This is a genomic window from Leisingera sp. JC1, assembly GCF_001679925.1.
Lineage (GTDB): Bacteria > Pseudomonadota > Alphaproteobacteria > Rhodobacterales > Rhodobacteraceae > Leisingera.
On the sequence record NZ_LYUZ01000101.1, the window covers coordinates 1 to 15695 of the forward strand.

The 15695-nt window shown below is 63.9% G+C and carries 15 protein-coding genes and 3 pseudogenes; all 18 read right to left on the reverse strand.

Annotated elements, in window-relative coordinates; translation table 11 throughout:
- Nucleotides 1-23 precede the first annotated feature (23 nt).
- Nucleotides 24-766: pseudogene (locus A9D60_RS15505) on the reverse strand (IS3 family transposase); the annotation flags it as partial.
- A gap of 51 nt (nucleotides 767-817) precedes the next feature.
- A pseudogene (locus A9D60_RS27475) lies at nucleotides 818-1009 on the reverse strand (IS3 family transposase); the annotation flags it as partial.
- Between the two features lie 8 nt (nucleotides 1010-1017).
- A partial coding sequence (locus A9D60_RS26145) for a helix-turn-helix domain-containing protein (RefSeq protein WP_175392971.1) occupies nucleotides 1018-1278 on the reverse strand: 261 nt, incomplete at its 5' end.
- A gap of 1 nt (nucleotide 1279) precedes the next feature.
- Nucleotides 1280-1448 (reverse strand): annotated as a pseudogene (locus tag A9D60_RS15515) (transposase); the annotation flags it as partial.
- 51 nt (nucleotides 1449-1499) lie between these two features.
- On the reverse strand, nucleotides 1500-2480 hold the full coding sequence (locus A9D60_RS15520; RefSeq protein ID WP_141117941.1) for a hypothetical protein: 981 nt from the start codon (nucleotides 2478-2480) through the stop codon (nucleotides 1500-1502).
- 207 nt (nucleotides 2481-2687) lie between these two features.
- The gene (locus A9D60_RS15525; protein ID WP_065268437.1) at nucleotides 2688-4205 is read right to left on the reverse strand and encodes an aldehyde dehydrogenase (NADP(+)); all 1518 of its coding nucleotides are present in this window, start codon (nucleotides 4203-4205) and stop codon (nucleotides 2688-2690) included.
- Between the two features lie 128 nt (nucleotides 4206-4333).
- On the reverse strand, nucleotides 4334-5014 hold the full coding sequence (locus A9D60_RS15530) for a GntR family transcriptional regulator (RefSeq protein WP_065268438.1): 681 nt from the start codon (nucleotides 5012-5014) through the stop codon (nucleotides 4334-4336).
- 140 nt (nucleotides 5015-5154) lie between these two features.
- The gene (locus A9D60_RS15535; protein WP_065268439.1) at nucleotides 5155-6180 is read right to left on the reverse strand and encodes a trans-3-hydroxy-L-proline dehydratase; all 1026 of its coding nucleotides are present in this window, start codon (nucleotides 6178-6180) and stop codon (nucleotides 5155-5157) included.
- A gap of 12 nt (nucleotides 6181-6192) precedes the next feature.
- Nucleotides 6193-7296 carry a cis-3-hydroxy-L-proline dehydratase gene (locus A9D60_RS15540; protein ID WP_065268440.1) on the reverse strand — a complete coding sequence of 368 codons (1104 nt, stop codon included), beginning with the start codon at nucleotides 7294-7296 and terminating at the stop codon, nucleotides 6193-6195.
- A gap of 24 nt (nucleotides 7297-7320) precedes the next feature.
- Entirely contained in the window at nucleotides 7321-8571 is a 1251-nt protein-coding gene (locus tag A9D60_RS15545; protein ID WP_065268441.1) for an NAD(P)/FAD-dependent oxidoreductase, read from the reverse strand.
- 11 nt (nucleotides 8572-8582) lie between these two features.
- Entirely contained in the window at nucleotides 8583-9893 is a 1311-nt protein-coding gene (locus tag A9D60_RS15550; RefSeq protein WP_065268442.1) for a TRAP transporter large permease, read from the reverse strand.
- Nucleotides 9894-9896: 3 nt separating this feature from the next.
- The gene (locus A9D60_RS15555; RefSeq protein ID WP_065268443.1) at nucleotides 9897-10433 is read right to left on the reverse strand and encodes a TRAP transporter small permease subunit; all 537 of its coding nucleotides are present in this window, start codon (nucleotides 10431-10433) and stop codon (nucleotides 9897-9899) included.
- A 53-nt stretch (nucleotides 10434-10486) separates the two neighbouring features.
- Complete coding sequence (gene dctP / locus A9D60_RS15560; protein WP_065268444.1) at nucleotides 10487-11548, reverse strand: TRAP transporter substrate-binding protein DctP; 1062 nt, start codon at nucleotides 11546-11548, stop codon at nucleotides 10487-10489.
- 65 nt (nucleotides 11549-11613) lie between these two features.
- Nucleotides 11614-12564, reverse strand: a complete 951-nt coding sequence (locus A9D60_RS15565; protein WP_065268445.1) for a 4-hydroxyproline epimerase — start codon at nucleotides 12562-12564, stop codon at nucleotides 11614-11616.
- On the reverse strand, nucleotides 12555-13514 hold the full coding sequence (locus tag A9D60_RS15570) for a dihydrodipicolinate synthase family protein (protein WP_065268446.1): 960 nt from the start codon (nucleotides 13512-13514) through the stop codon (nucleotides 12555-12557). The genes A9D60_RS15565 and A9D60_RS15570 overlap by 10 nt, the downstream gene beginning before the upstream one ends.
- A 65-nt stretch (nucleotides 13515-13579) precedes the next feature.
- Nucleotides 13580-14302 carry an amino acid ABC transporter ATP-binding protein gene (locus A9D60_RS15575; RefSeq protein ID WP_065268447.1) on the reverse strand — a complete coding sequence of 241 codons (723 nt, stop codon included), beginning with the start codon at nucleotides 14300-14302 and terminating at the stop codon, nucleotides 13580-13582.
- Nucleotides 14299-14961 carry an amino acid ABC transporter permease gene (locus A9D60_RS15580; RefSeq protein ID WP_019298488.1) on the reverse strand — a complete coding sequence of 221 codons (663 nt, stop codon included), beginning with the start codon at nucleotides 14959-14961 and terminating at the stop codon, nucleotides 14299-14301. Before A9D60_RS15580 ends, A9D60_RS15575 begins: the two co-directional genes overlap by 4 nt.
- Before the next feature lie 11 nt (nucleotides 14962-14972).
- Nucleotides 14973-15635, reverse strand: a complete 663-nt coding sequence (locus A9D60_RS15585; protein WP_065268448.1) for an amino acid ABC transporter permease — start codon at nucleotides 15633-15635, stop codon at nucleotides 14973-14975.
- Between the last annotated feature and the right edge of the window lie 60 nt (nucleotides 15636-15695).

The window sequence follows — 15695 nt, forward strand, 5'->3', positions numbered from 1 at the left end:
CGTTGGACAGGATCTGGCGTAATTTAAGCTACTCTCTGCCGCTGCTGACCAGGTTGGGTTTCGTCTTTTCTCAGCCAATAGACCATGGCAGGAGGCTTGCCGCCAAGGGCGGAATGTGGGCGTTTTCGATTATAGAACTCGATCCATCTGCCGACGCCCGCCTTCGCCTCTGATCCAGTCTCCCAAGCGTGCAGGTAGACGCACTCGTATTTCAGACTCCGCCAGAGCCGCTCCACGAAGATGTTATCGCGGAACCGGCCTTTGCCATCCATCGAGATGCGCACACCGGATCGCCGCAGCCTGTCCGTCCAGGCGAAGGACGTGAACTGGCTGCCCTGATCTGTATTCATGATCTCGGGCGGGCCGAACTTGTGGATGGCCTCGTTCAGCGCCTCGACACAGAAGTCCGCTTCCAGCGTGTTCGAGATGCGCCAGGCCAGCACCTTGCGGGTGTGCCAGTCAATGATCGCCACCAGATACAGGAACCCCTTGCGCATTGGCAGATAGGTGATGTCTGCCGCCCAGACCTGGTTCGGGCGCCCCACCCGCAGACCACGCAGCAGATAGGGGTAGGTCTTGTGTCCCTTCGCTGCCTTGCTGGTGTTGGGCTTCTGGTAGATCGGCATGAGCCCCATCACCCTCATCAGCCGCCTGATCCGCTTTTCGTTCACCAAATGCCCCTCATTGCGCAGATGCCAAGTCATCTGCCGCACACCGAAGAACGGCGTTTCCAGGAACTGTTCGTCGATCCGACGCGCATGAGCCCCATCACCCTCATCAGCCGCCTGATCCGCTTTTCGTTCACCAAATGMCCCTCATTGCGCAGATGCCAAGTCATCTGCCGCACACCGAAGAACGGCGTTTCCAGGAACTGTTCGTCGATCCGACGCATCAGCATCAGGTTCAGAGCCGTCTCGCCTTTGGGTTGATAATAGAACGACGACCGCGAGATCGACAGCAGCTTGCACTGCTTGCCAATGGGCAGATTGGCATTGGCAGGCTCGATCATTTTCCGCCTCACTTGCCGATCCACGGTTTGAGCTTTCGTGACAAAAAATCGTTGGCAACGGCCAGCTCCCCAATCTTAGCGTGCAGCTCTTTGACCTGTTCTTCGTCAATCTCCGGGGTTTTCTTGCCGCCACGCTCGAACACGCCGGACGCGCCCTCCAGGAGCGCCCGCTTCCAGCTGTGGATCATCGTCGGATGAACGCCAAATTGGCTTGCCAGCTCTGCAACAGTCCGCTCGCCCTTCAAAGCCTCAAGTGCGACCTTGGCCTTNGCTCGAACACGCCGGACGCGCCCTCCAGGAGCGCCCGCTTCCAGCTGTGGATCATCGTCGGATGAACGCCAAATTGGCTTGCCAGCTCTGCAACAGTCCGCTCGCCCTTCAAAGCCTCAAGTGCGACCTTGGCCTTGAACTCAGGCGAATGGTTCTTCCGTTTCGACATCTCTGATCTCCTCTGCGTCGAAGATCAACAGACAGCAAATCGTAGCTTACGTCAGTGTCCGAAATTCAGGGGGTAGCTCAAGTCGCCTAATTCCGCATAAGCAATCAGTGGCTGCGAGGTCGCTCTTTCTGTAGTGTCAGAGCGCTTCTTTTGCTTCCACTTGCCGAGAATTTCTCCGGGTACTCGCTGCTTCACCCAGTTGGTGCCGTGGGCATTGGTCATCAAATTGAAGACAAATTGACGCAGTTCATACTCAAACCGCATTAGTTGGTTATGCGCCTCGTTTGTCCTTTGAAAATCGTCTTCGGTAGTTTCGCTGCTCTCCTCTTCAGATACTTCCTCTACATAATTGAGACCGGCTGAACTCATTCCGCTTCTGAAGGTGGTTTCGGGTAGCTCAACTAACTCCCGCGCAAGTCCTTGCGAGACATAAAATTCAGTGCGGATAATTGGGTCGAGAAGAGCTTTAAAATCGACTTTCAGAGGTTGACGCCAATCACCAAGATCAACTCGTAGAACTTGGGCGAGGTCTTCATCGAAACTGGGAAGCGTGTTCACAAGGTTCCCGATGCCCTGAATTTCCGCCAGGGCTGTTATTGAGCCAAAGTTGAGGCTTTCTAACTGTTCGGGTATAGTAATACCCAACGCGAAGCGCCGAAAATAGTCTGCCTTAAGGTCATATCTGTCAAGGGTGTCCAACAAGCCAATCTTAGGAGCATTCAATCTTAGCTGCTCTAGATTCGCTTCCGAGGCGATGCCGGTACCAGCCAAACTTGCAACTAGTTTGGAAAGAGATTCATTGGGCTCTGCAAGGGCAAGATCCAATACTCCTGCTAGACCTACCGATTGCTCAAGTAGCTTCACTTTTGCAAGGTCGTTATCAGTGGATATGCCCGGTACAGATACAGTTTCGCCCAGCTGGTCGATGATGGATTGGTACTCGACTGGGAGCGCAGAGGCTTGCATCAGTCGAGCGGCTTTTAGAACTGGAGTGTCTTGTAGTGCTAGGATTTTGCGTAGACGGTCTTTCATTCAGGAAAACTCAGCGGCTGAAATTCGTGTAAGGGTATTCCGTATTCTCCATCATGGTTGAATGGTAGCTCAGCGCAACTAACAATGCCGATATTGTTCCCAGAACCCAGCCTCTCAGCTTGGGGTTGATTTGTAAAACTAAAGCCCCGGATCACCTCCGGGGCCTTCTGCATTTCTCAGGGCAGCTGTCGCCTCAAAACCGCCCCCTCACCCCTCCCGCAAATCCTCCGGCAGCAATGCCTCCGGGATGTTCTGGTAGCACACCGGGCGCAGGAAGCGGCGGATGGACAGGGTGCCCACAGACGTCGCGCCGAAGTTGGTGGAGGCCGGGTAGGGGCCGCCGTGGACCATGGTGTCGCTGACCTCAACCCCGGTGGGGAAGCCGTTGGCCAGCACCCGGCCGGCCTTGCGCTCCAGCACCGGCAGCAGGGTCTGGCCTTGGGCAGTGTCAGCTTCGTCCAGATGCAGGGTGCAGGTCAGCTGGCCCTGCAGCGCGCGGGCGATCTCCAGCATCTCGGCGTCGCTGTCGGCGGTGATCACCAGACCCAGCGGGCCAAAGACCTCCTCGGCCAGGATCTCGTTATCGAGCCAGGTGCGGGCTTCGGTCACATAGAGGTAGGGCGCGGCGGTGCGGGTGTTGCAGCTGGTGGTCAGCAGCTCGCGCACGCCCGCGGTGGCGGCGACGCGGCGCTGGCCGTCCTGGTAGGCGCTGGCGATGCCCTCGGTCAGCATGGTCTGGGGGGCGACCGCTGACAGGGCGGCGGTGGCGGTGTCGATGAAAAGCTCGGCTTCGGCGCCTGCGCGCAGCACCGCGATGCCGGGGTTGGTGCAGAACTGGCCCGCGCCCATGGTCAGCGAGGCGGCCCAGCCGGTGGCGATTTCCGCGCCGCGATTGGCGAGGGCGGCGGTGAGGATGAACATCGGGTTCACGGATCCCAGCTCGCCGAAGAAGGGGATCGGCTCGGGGCGGGCAGCGCAGAGGTCAAAGAGGGCGCGGCCGCCTGCGAGGGAGCCGGTGAAGCCCACGGCCTTGATCAGCGGGTGCTGGACCAGCGCCGCGCCGACCTCGCGGTTGCCGCCCTGGATCAGGCTGAAGACGCCGGGGTGGAGGCCGCATCTGGTGATCGCGGCCAGGATCGCTTCGGCGACGATTTCGCCGGTGCCGGGATGGGCGCTGTGGCCCTTGACCACGACCGGGCAGCCCGCGGCCAGCGCCGCGGCGGTGTCGCCGCCGGCGGTGGAGAAGGCGAGCGGGAAGTTGGAGGCGCCGAAGACCGCGACCGGCCCCAGCGGGCGCTGCATCATGCGCATGTCGGGCCGGGGCAGGGGCGCGCGGTCCGGCAGGGCGGCGTCATAGCGGCGGTCGAGGTAATCGCTCTTCAGGATATGCTCGGCAAAGATGCGCAGCTGGCCCGTGGTGCGGCCGCGCTCGCCCTGCAGGCGGGCCTCGGGCAGGCCGGTTTCCTGGGTGCCGATGGCGGTGATGTCTTCCGCGCGGGCCTCGATCTCATCGGCGATGGCGTGGAGGAAGGCGGCGCGCTCTGCCCGGCTGGTGCTGCCGTAGCTGGCAAAAGCGTCCTCTGCCGCCTCTACTGCCGCGTTGACGTCTCTGACGCGGCCAACGGAGAAGTCGTGGCTGGCACCGCTGGCGGGGGCGGAGGGGAAGCGGGTGCCGCCGGGCACCCAGGCGCCAGCGATCAGGTGGTTTCCGTGCGGTGTGAACATGGGCGGGCCTCTGTCTCGTGGGGTCAGTGAATCTTGATACAGGATAATGGATACAAAATGCGAATTGTGCAAGATGCTGACCGGAGAAAACCGGGCGGTTCACGTGTCAGAAGCTGAAATAGGGCGGGTTAGCTGTCGGCCGTGGCGCGGTGTTCGGCGACCAGCGACAGCAGTTCCTCCTTGGTGCGGGAGATGTGATGGGTCAGCGCGGCGCAGGCGCCCTCCACATCGCGGGCCTGGGCCAGGTCCAAGAGGTCGTGGTGCTCTTTCTTGGCAGGCTCGCGCTGTTTCATCACGCTGAGGTGCATCCGGATGAAGCGGTCGCAATGCAGGCTGATGCCCTGCAGCACCTCGTTGGTCAGCTTGCGGTCCGCAGCGGCATAGAGCGCCGAGTGGTATTTGTGATTGAGCGCGCCCCATTTGGCCACGTCATTGGCATCGTAAGACGCGTCCATGTCCTTGAGGATCCGGGTGCAGCGCGCGAAGTCCTCGGTGGTCATGGCGGGGATCGCGCGGCGGAACAGGTCCACTTCCAGCAGGATGCGCAGGTCGAAGATCTCCGCGATTTCACGCAGTGAATGCTTGGTGACGGAGGCGCCGCGGTTGTTGGTGAACTGCACCAGGCCTTCGGCGTCCAGCCGTTTCAGCGCCTCGCGGATCGGCATGCGGGAGACCGCGTATTCCTCTGCCAGCGCTTCCTGCCTGATGGTTTCGCCCTCTGCCAGCTCGCCGCTGAGGATGCGTTCGCGCAGGTCGTTGGCAATCACCTCGGGAAGGGAGCTGCGGGTAACGGCGCGTTTGCCTGCCATGGGGGCCTCGTGAAATCAGTTGTTCGTATTTTGGATACGCTAGAGGGTCTGCCCCGTTTCTTCAAGCAATTGGGCCGGTTTAAAGCGGGCAACGGGCGCTGCTGTTCGGCGCGCGGTTTTTGTATCCAAAACCCGGGCCGTCAGGCGCCCCAGGTGTCGCTGAGGCGGTAGCCGCCGGGCCAGGGGTCGTCCGGGTCCAGCATGTGCTGGTGGATGCCGGTGATCCAGCCGCGGCCGCTGAGTTCCGGCACGATTGCCGCGCGCCCCGCCACCGTAGTTTGCTCCACGATCCGCCCGGTGAAGCGGGAGCCGATGATGGACACGGCCTCAAAGGTCTGGTCCGGCGTCATCTGCCCCTTGGCCAGCATCAGTGCCATGCGGGCGGAGACCGCGGTGCCGGTGGGGGAGCGGTCGACCTTGCCCGGCTGGATGGCGACGGCAGAGCGGCTGCTGAGGCCGGTTTCCTTCTCCTCCAGCGGGCCGCAGAAAGCGCAGAAAGAGATGTGGTTCCAGTCCGGGTTCTCCGGGTGGGCGAAGCCCAGCTGCGCGTTGGCGGCCTGCAGGATGCGGGTGCCGAGTTGGGCGATCTGCTTGGCGTTTGCCTCTGTGATCTCCAGCCCCAGATCGGCGGCCTGCACCACCACGAAACTGTCGCCGCCGTAGGCGGTGTCTACGGTCAGCGTGCCAATGCCCGGCACCTCCAGCGCCGCGCCGATCTCACCGGCGAAGCTTGGGACATTCTGCACGAAGATTCGCTCTGCCTTGCCACCCCTGCATTCGGCGCGCACCCGCACCAGCCCGCCGGGGGCCTCCAGCACCAGACGGGTTTCCGGCTCCTGCATCGGCAGGATGCCCCCGTCCAAGAGCACGGTGGAGACGCAGATCGAGTTGGAGCCGGACATTGGCGGGGTGTATTCCGGCTCCATGATGATGAAGCCCATGTCGGCCTCCGGGTGCGTGGGCGGCACCAAGAGGTTCACATGGCGGAACACGCCGCCGCGGGGTTCATTCAGGACGAAGTTCCGCAGGGTCTGGTCGCGGTCGATGAAGGCGCGCTGTTCCCACAGGGTGTCGCCCGGCGGCGGTGCGACGCCGCCAACGATCACGTCGCCCACCTCACCCTCTGCATGGGCGGAAATCACATGGATGGTCTTGCTGCTGCGCATCCGCAGGCCTCCTCAGGAATAGCGGGCAACCGGTTCGCCCAGAGCCTCGAAGATCGGGGTGATCCCCAGGCCGGGTTCATCGGAGGCGGTCATCCGCCCGTTCACACGCTTGGGCGCGCCGCTGGCAATGTCAACGGTGCCATAGCTGTTGAAGTCGGTGGCAGAGAAGGTGAACTCCGCCGGGGTGGAGCGGGCCAGATGGGCGATGGCGGCGGTGGTGATGTCGCCGCCCCAGGTGTCCTCGATGGTCATCGGAATGCCATGCGCCACGCAAAGGTCGCGCATCAGCCTAGCTTTGCTCAGGCCGCCGACCTTGGAGATCTTGAGGTTGATCACGTCCATCGCGTCCTCGGCAATGCCGCGCACCAGCGTGTTGGGGGTGTCGATCACCTCGTCCATCACAAAGGGCAGCGCGGTGCGGCGGCGGATTGAGACGCTTTCCTCGTAGGTGAGGCAAGGCTGTTCCACATAGACGTCGAGGCCCGCGATGGCGCCCACCACCCGCGCCGCCTCGTGCCGGGTCCAGCCGGTGTTGGCGTCGGCCACCAGCAGGTCGGACTTCTTCAGCACCGCACGGGTGGCATGGATGCGGTCGATATCGTCGTTGGCCTCGCCGCCGACCTTGAGCTGGAACTTGGTGTAGCCTTCGGCGGCATAACCCTCGATCTTGCGGGCCATGATGTCCGGGGCCTCCTGGCTGATGGCGCGGTAGAGCACCACATTCTCCTGCGCGGCGCCGCCCAGCAGGGTGTAAACCGGCTGGCCGGTGGCCTTGCCCAGGATGTCCCAGCAGGCGATGTCGACCGGTGCCTTGGCATAGGGGTGGCCGCGCAGGGCGGCGTCCATAGTGCGGTTGATGCCGCCGATATTCAGCGGGTCCTGCCCAATGAGATGCGGTGCCAGTTCGGCCAGACCAGCGCGCACGCCGCGGGCGAAGGAGGGCAGGTAGGCGGAGCCCAGCGGGCAGCACTCGGCATAACCCGTCAGCCCCTCGTCGGTGGTGATTTCCAGCACGGTGCTGTCGAAGACATCAACATAATTGCCGTTCGACCAGCTGTAGCGGCCTTCCTTCAGCGGCAGATCAACCTGATAGACGGTGAGCTGGGTGATCTTCATGGTGCGGGTCCTTTCTGGGGCAGGTCAAAAACGGGTGGCGGAATAGGGCTGCACCGGCAGCGCGGCGGGGATGTTTGCGGCCAGCGCCGCTACCAGCTCAGCGGTGCCGGCGGCCTGGGTCAGGCCCAGATGGCCGTGGCCGAAGGCATAGATCACGCCATCCGCGCGGGCGGAGCGGCTGATCACCGGCAGGCTGTCGGGCATCGAGGGCCGGAAGCCCATCCACTGGGTGCCGCCAGCGGTGTCGAGGTCCGGCAGGAAGTGCTTGGCCTTCTGCAGCAGGATGTCAGCACGGCGGTAGTTCGGCGGCAGTTTCAGCCCGCCGAGTTCTACAGCGCCGCCAACCCGCACGCCGCCGTCGATCTTGGTGACAACGAACCCATGCGCCGGGAAGGTCAGGTGGGTCTTCAGGCCAAAGGCACCGGGGGGCAGGGTGGTGTTGTAGCCGCGTTCGGTCTCCAGCGGGATGTTTTCGCCCAGGGTGCGGGCCAGATGGTGCGACCAGGCCCCGCAGGCCACCACGATCTGCGCCGCGGGGACCGGGCCGTCCTTGGTCTGCGCCACGGTTTGCCCGCCTTCGCTGCGCAGGGCGTTGACTTCAGCGGTGTCTATGCGGCCGCCGCGGTCCACAAAGGTCTGCGCCAGATGCTCCGCCCAGGTCTTGGGGTTCACCGTGTTCATCCAGTCGGGGGTGAAGGCGGCATGGGTGAAGCGCGGCGCCAGGCCGGGCTGAACCTCGGCAATCGCCTCCGGGCTGCGCAGCAGGTCGAAGCGGATGCCATGCTCGCGCCGCAGCTGCCAGCCGGGCAGGGCGGCGCGGAAGGCGGTGTCGCCCTCGTAGAGCTGCATCTGCCCCTCGCGCTGCATCAGCGGCTCGCCCTCTACATCGGCAATCTGGCGTTCCAGTGCGGCGCGAGAATGTGCCATCAGCAGCACCTGCGCCTGCAGCGCCGCCTGGTAGCGGCTGCGCCAGCTGGCGCGCCAGAACCGCAGCATCCAGGGCGCGATCTGCAGCGCATAGGCAGGCGGCACCGACAGGGGGCCCAGCGGATCCAGCAGCCATTTCGGTGCCTTGCGCATGATGCCGGGCGTTGCAAGTGGCACGATGTCGGTAAAGGCGAAGGCTCCGGCGCTGGCGGCCGAGGCTTCAGCCGCGACGCCGGTGCGGTCGAGGATGCGCACGCGGCAGCCCTGTTTCTGCAGCTCCAGCGCGGCGCTGAGGCCGATGATGCCGGCGCCAATGACGAGGATATCGTCTGTGGTTTCAGTGGTCATGAGAGGCTCCGTTACAGGCCAACCAGAAGGGAGGGCAGCCAGGTGGCCAGCTCCGGCACCAGGAGGAGCGCCGCCAGCACCAGGCCTTGTGCGGCCACAAAGGGCAGCACGCCGCGGTACATGTGGCCATAGGTCATGTCCTTGGGGGCAATGGAACGCAGGTAGAAGATCGAGGGTGCCATCGGCGGCGTCAGGTAGGAGGTCTGGATCACCACCAGCACCAGCATTGCGAACCACACCGGATCGATGCCGGCACTGCGCACCAGTGGCGCAAAGATCGGCACGAAGATCAGCACGATCGACACCCAGTCCAGCACGAAGCCCGCAAAGAACACCACCAGGAGCAGGAAGGTAATCAGGCCTGCATTGCCGTAGCCGATGACCTCCACCGTATCGCGCACCAGCCCGCCGCCGCCGGTGACAGCAAAGATCGAGGTGAACATGGTGCCGCCCGCCACGATCAGCATGATCATCGCGGTGATGCGCAGGGTGACCCCCAGCGCCTCGCGCAGCATGGTGAAAGTGAGTTCGCGGAACAGGAGTGTCAGCACCAGCGTGCCGGCAGCACCCACCGCGGCGGCCTCGGTTGCCGACGCGGCACCGGCCAGCAGCGAACCAAGCACCATGGCAATCAGCAGCAAGGGCGGCACCAGCGCGGTGACGGTGATCTTCAGCTTCTGCCCCATCGGCATGGCGCGGCCCTCCGGCGGCAGCACCGGCGCGTCCTCAGGGCGGCGCAGGCTGCGCAGCAGAACGTAGCCGACGAAGAACACCACCATCAGCACACCGGGCAGGATCGAGGCGGCAAACAGCTGCCCGATCGACAGCTGCGCGATGGAGGCATAGACCACGACGATCACCGAGGGCGGGATGATGGTGCCCAGCGAGCCGCCTGCGCAGATGGTGCCGGCAATCAGGTCGTTCTTGTAGCCCGCGGCGCGCATGGCGGGGATTGCCATCAGGCCCACGACGATTTCCACCGCGCCGACAACGCCGGAGGCGGCGGCGAAGATCGCGCACATGGCGATGGTCGACAGCGCCAGCCCTCCGGGCAGCCCGCCCAGCCAGATTTGCAGGGCATAGAACAGCCGCTTGGCAATGCCGGAGCGTTCCAGCACCGCGCCCATGAAGATGAACAGCGGGATCGCTGCCAGAACGAAGTTGGAGGCGGTGTGCAACAGTGGGCCGTAAAGCTGCAGGAACAGCATGTCGCCAAAGACGGAATAGCCAAAGGCAACCGCCACGATCATCATTGAAAAGGCCACCGGGATGCCGGCAAAGACCAGCGCGAAAAGCGCCGCAAACATCAGAAGGGGGATCATAAATCAGCTCTCCGGCGTGCTGTGATGATCATCGGGGGTTTGCCCCGGGATCTTCTCGCCGCGCAAGTAAAGGAGCGCCTCCAGCAGGAACTGCAGGCAGAAAGCAAAGAGGCCGAGGGCAATCACGGCGTAGAACGGCCACATCAGGGGTGCCCAGGGGCTGACGGTTTCCACCTCGCCGGTCTGAAACGCCTTCAGCGCCTTGGAGGCGGCGACCCAGGTCAGTGCGCCGGTGATCGGCGCCATCAGCAGCGCATAGACCGCGGCATTCAGCAGCTGCTGAACCCGCAGCGGGAATTTCTGCGACAGGAAGTCGATCCGCACATGCGCCTCCTTGCGCAGCGAATAAGCCGCGCCCAGGAACACGATGGAGCCGTTCAGCATGTAGGAAATGTCAAAGGCCCAGAGCGTCGGCGCGCCAAAGACGTAGCGGGCGGCGACCTCGTAAAGCATGGCTGCAATCATGGCGAGGATGGTCAGCTGGCCAACCGCGCCGAAGAGGGCTGACAGCCCTTCAACGCCGGTTCTGAAAAAATGCATGGAAACCTCCGGGCAGGGAGGCGCAGGCCGGAGATCCCGGCCCGCGCATAGGGTCATTCGGCGGCGTCACGCACCAGGTAGACGGAGTTTTCAGCCCAGCTGGCCTGGTAGGCGAGGTAGCTGTCCAGAACCTCCTGCATCCGGGCATTGCCTCCCTCGGACAGTTCCGCGGCCCGCGCCCGCGCCCAGTTGCGTCCAGCCTCGCGCAGCTTCTCGGATTCTGCGTGCTCCATCTGGACCATCTGCACCTTGGTCTTGCGGTAGTCGGCCATCGCCTTGATGTCGGCATCGCCAAAGCGGGTGTAGCCCTCATAGGTCGACAGGCGCGCGGAGGCTTCGATCAGCCCCTGCAGGTCTTCGGGCAGCGCGTCCCAGGTCTCAGCCTTGACGAACACCTCCCACAGAAAGGACGGCTGATGCACGCCGGGCATGATCATGTAGGGCGCGACCTCGTGGAAGCCTTCGGAGAAGTTGGCACCGGGGGTGGACCATTCGATGGCGTCCACGCCCTTGCGCTGCAGCAGGGTGTAGATCTCGTTGCCGGGCACCACGGTGGGCACGCCGCCGAAGTCGTCCTTCATCACCGCGGCAAAGGCGCCGGAGGTGCGGTATTTCACGCCCTTCAGATCCTCGACGGTTTTGATCTCGACATTGGAGTGGGCCATCACTTCAGAGGTGCCGATGCCGACGACCAGGCTGTGCAGCCCCATCTCCTCGCGGCGGAATTCCTGCAGCATCTTCTCGCCGCCGCCCTCGTAGATCCAGTGCAGGGTGGCCTCCGGCGACATGCCGCCGGGGAAGGAGGCAAAGATCGCGTTGGTCGGGTCCTGGTTGACCAGATAAGAGGGGGTGGAGTGGCCGGCCTCGACGATGCCTTCCTGCACCGCCTCGTGTGCCTTGAAGGCAGGCACCAGAACGCCTGCGCCGAACGGCTGGATCTCCACCCTTCCTTGCGTCAGGGTTTCGACGTTGCCGGCAAAACGTTCCATGAAGTTCTGGTAGAGGAACGAGCCTTCGCCGACTGCGGCTGTCATTTTCCATTCGACCTCTGCCGCACCGGCGGCGGTGGCCAGGGCCAGGCTGAAGCCCGCGGCGATTGCGGATGTGAATTTCATGTTATGGACCTCTCTTCTGCTGGAATGCGGCCCGGGTTTCTGTCCCGGGCCTTGGTTAAAGATGTTCAGGCGGCGGCTTCCCCGCTGCTGGAGATGCCGCCGCGGAAGGGATCATCAGGGCTGAAGAACAGCTTGCCCTCGCCCATCACAAAAGCCTGCCCGCTGAGGGTTGGGATCACCCCGCCGCCCGGCCCCGGCTGATAGGACAGCCGGTAAGGGGAGCCGATGATGCTTTCCTGGATGATCTCCTCACCCGGCTGCAGCCGTCCGGAGGCGGCCAGACAAGCCAGCCGGGCAGAGCTGCCGGTGCCGCAGGGAGAGCGGTCGTAGGTGTCGTCCGGGCACAGCACGAAGTTGCGGCTGTGGATGCCGGCGCGGGGGGAGGGGTCCTGAAAGATCACATGGTCGATCGGCTCGCCCTTCTCGCCGCCCACCCCTTGGGCGTTAGCGGCGGTGCGGATGGCGATGGCGTGATCGGTCAGGGTACGGATGTTCTCTGTTCGCAAGGGCAGCGGGCTGGGTTCGACAATGAAGAACCAGTTGCCACCATAGGCGACGTCGCCCGTCACTGTGCTGCCGTCCGGCAGGGTGACATTGGCCGCCGCGGTGACGCGGCGGCTTTCGATGTTGGTGACGGTGACGGTATTGGCATCCTCCAGCAGCACCGTCACCACGCCGACGGGGGTCTCGATGCGGTGGCTGCCGGGGGTGATCAGGCCCAGATGGGCCAGCGTCACCGCCAGCCCGATGGTGCCGTGGCCGCACATGCCCAGCACTGCATCGGCATCAAAATAGATGACGCCAGCGGCGCAGGTGGGATCGGTGGGCTGCACCAGCAGCGCGCCGACCATGGCGGGCTGGCCGCGCGGCTCGCGCATCACGGCGTGGCAGAAGCCCATGTGGTCCTCTGCCAGCCGCCGCACGCGCTCTGCCAGCGGGCCGGTGCCCAGATCGGGACCGCCCTCCAGGATCACGCGCGTCGGCTCGCCGCCGGTGTGGCTGTCGACTACATGCATTCGGCGATGATCCCGCCCTGCGCCGACCAGTCTGCGAACCAGGTGCGGAACAGCTTGTACTGCTGTTCGCAATAGTTGCGCTGGGCGTCCGACAGCTCGTCAGTCTCGTTGAAATGCAGGCGGTAGTCTTCTTCACCGTTCAGCACCAGGAGGTGCTTGTAGTAGAGGATCAGGTCCGGGCCTTCGTCGAATGTCGAGAGCACATGGATGGCATCGGTCAGCTCCTGCGCGCGGACACGGGCCTCAGCGCTGCCCTCTGCCGCCAGTTTGGACAGGCGCGCCAGCAGCAGCGCTTCCCGCGGAAGGGCGCAGCCGATGCCGGTGATCGAGCCGGTGGCGCCGCAGTTCACGAAGCCGTGGTAGACCTCGGTGTCGACGCCGACCATCAGCGTCACCTGATCGTCCTGGCTGGTGATGTGTTCAGCCGCATAGCGCAGGTCGTCTTTGCCGCCGAACTCCTTGAAGCCGATCAGGTTCTTGTGTTCCGCGCGCAGGGCAAAGAACAGATCGGCGCGAGTGGCAAAGCCGTAATAGGGGCTGTTGTAGATGATCGCGGGCACGTCCGGAGCCGCGTCCAGAATGGCCTTGAAGTGGTTCTTTTGCGCCGCAACGGAGGTGCCGCGGGACAGCACGCGCGGGATCACCATCAGGCCGGCCGCGCCGACCTCCTGCGCGTGGCGGGCGTGATCGACAGCGGATTTGGTGTTGATCGCACCGGTGCCGACGACGACCGGCAGCCCGGCGGCGGCGAGGCGGGCGACGCCTTCCATCCGCTGTTCATCTGTCAGCAGCGGCCAGTCGCCCATCGAGCCGCAGTAGACCACCGCCGACATGCCTGCGGCGATCATCTCTTCGCCTTTTTTGACCAGCGCGTCGAAGTTCGGCGTGCGGTCCGGGTTGCAGGGGGTCATCAGGGCCGGCATGGTGCCGGTGAAGACGTTTGTAGACATTATCCAATTTCTCCAGTTAGGGGCAGGCCGCCGCTGGGAGGCACGGCAGCCTGCGGGGGAAGGGGTCAGCGCACGTTGGCGAGGAATTTGCGGGTGTGTTCGGACCGGGCGTCGCCGAAGATCTGGGCGGGTGGGCCGATCTCCTCCATCACGCCCTGATGGAAGAAGGCCACCCGGTCGGAGACATCGCGGGCAAAGCCCATCTCATGGGTGACGCAGATCATTGTCATGCCCTCGTCGGCGAGCAGGCGCATGGTATCCAGCACCTCGCCCACCAGTTCCGGGTCCAGGGCGGAGGTCGCCTCGTCAAACAGCATGTACTCCGGCTCCATCGCCAGCGCGCGGGCAATCGCCAGACGCTGTTGCTGGCCGCCGGACAGGGCGCTGGGGTAGACATCCAGCTTCTCGCCCAGACCGACGTGCTGCAGCTGTTTGGCAGCAATCTCGCGGGCCTCAGCCTTGGATTTGCCTTTGACGATGCGCGGCGCCAGCGCCACGTTTTCCAGCGCCGTCAGATGGGGAAAGGAATTCCACTGCTGGAACACCATGCCCAGCTTCTGGCGCAGCTTGTTGATGTCGGTGCCCTTGGCGTGCACATCGGTGCCGTCGACGGTGACTGCGCCATCCTGGATCTTCTCCAGCCCGTTGATGCAGTAGAGCAGCGTCGATTTGCCGGAGCCGGAGGCGCCGATGACAGAGAGCACCTCGCCTTTCTGCACATCCAGGTCGATGCCTTTCAGAACGTGCAGAGCGCCGAAATACTTGTGAAGGTCGCGGATGGAAATCATTGGGCCCACCTGTTTTCGAGATGTGTGGCGTAGCGGGAGACTGGATAGGACAGCGCGAAATAGAAGGCGCCGGCCAGGGCAAGGATCAGGAACGGCTCCTGGGTGCGGGTGATAAGGATCTGGCTGGCTTTCAGCAGTTCGACATAGCCAAGCACCGAAACCAGCGCGCTGTCCTTCATCACCCCCAAGGCAACGCCGACCCAGGACGGGAACACCGCCCGCCCGCCGATCGGCAGCACCACATGGCGCAGGTCCTGCCAGTAGCTAAGCCCGAGGCTGCGCGCGGCGCGGCGCATCGGGGCGCCCACCGCCTCAATCCCGCCGCGGGCGACATTGGCCACCAGCGCCGCGGTATAGACGGTCAGGATCACGGTGCCGGAGGCAAAGGGATCCAGGTTCAGCCCGACGATGGGGGCGAAGTTGTAAAACAGCACCAGCTGGATGATCAGCGGCACCGAGCGGAACACGTCCAGCACCGGTGCCAGTGTCAGGGTTGCGGCGCGCCGCCCCTCGTACAGCATCCAGCCGAAAAGGGTGCCCAGCACCGTGCCAAGTGAGATCGACAGGACGGAAATCCACAGCGTTCGCAGCGCGGCCTCACCCATGAACCACAGGTCATTGGGGGCAAAGCCGCTGAAAAACTTGAGTGTCGGTTCCATGGCTCTCCCCCTCAGTACCGGAACAGCCGGGCGGCCATCAGCCGCGAGCTGAGCAGGATCACCTTGACAATGGCGTAGTAGATCACCGCCGTGACCGCAAAATACTCAAAGATGCGGAAGGTGCGGGAGGCGAAGAATTGGGTCTCGCCCGACAACTCGCGGAACCCCACCAGCATCCCCAAAGAGGACATCAGCACCGCCCAGACCATCTGGTTGGTGATCGGGTGATAAACGATGCGGAACACTTGCGGGATCACCACGCGGCTGTAGGCCTGCCAGGGTGTCATGCCAAGGCTGCGGGAGGCGCGGATCTGGGTCTCCGGCACCGCCTTGAAGCCGCCGCGGAAGTTTTCCGCCAGATAGCCCGCGCAGTTGAAGGTCAGACCTGCCAGCACGATCAGATAGGGCGACAGATGCAGGCCGAAGGCGCCGAGGCCGAAGCCGAAGAAAAACAGCTGGAACAGCGCGGGCGTGTTGCGGGCCAGCTCCACCCAGGCGGTGGCGAACCAGTAGACCGGCCCCTTCAGATGCAGCCGCGCCAGCGCCAGGCAGAGGCCGATCACGATGCCAAGCACCATCGCCAGCACTGCCACCTGAAGCGTCAGGGAGGCCGCCTCCAGCAGGTCCGGCAGGCTTTTCATCACCGGCCGCCAGTGAAAATTATAGTCGAACATGTGGGGTTATGCTCCCTAGCCCTTGCCAGCCGCCGGGAGAGCGCGGCCAGCAGGGGCGGG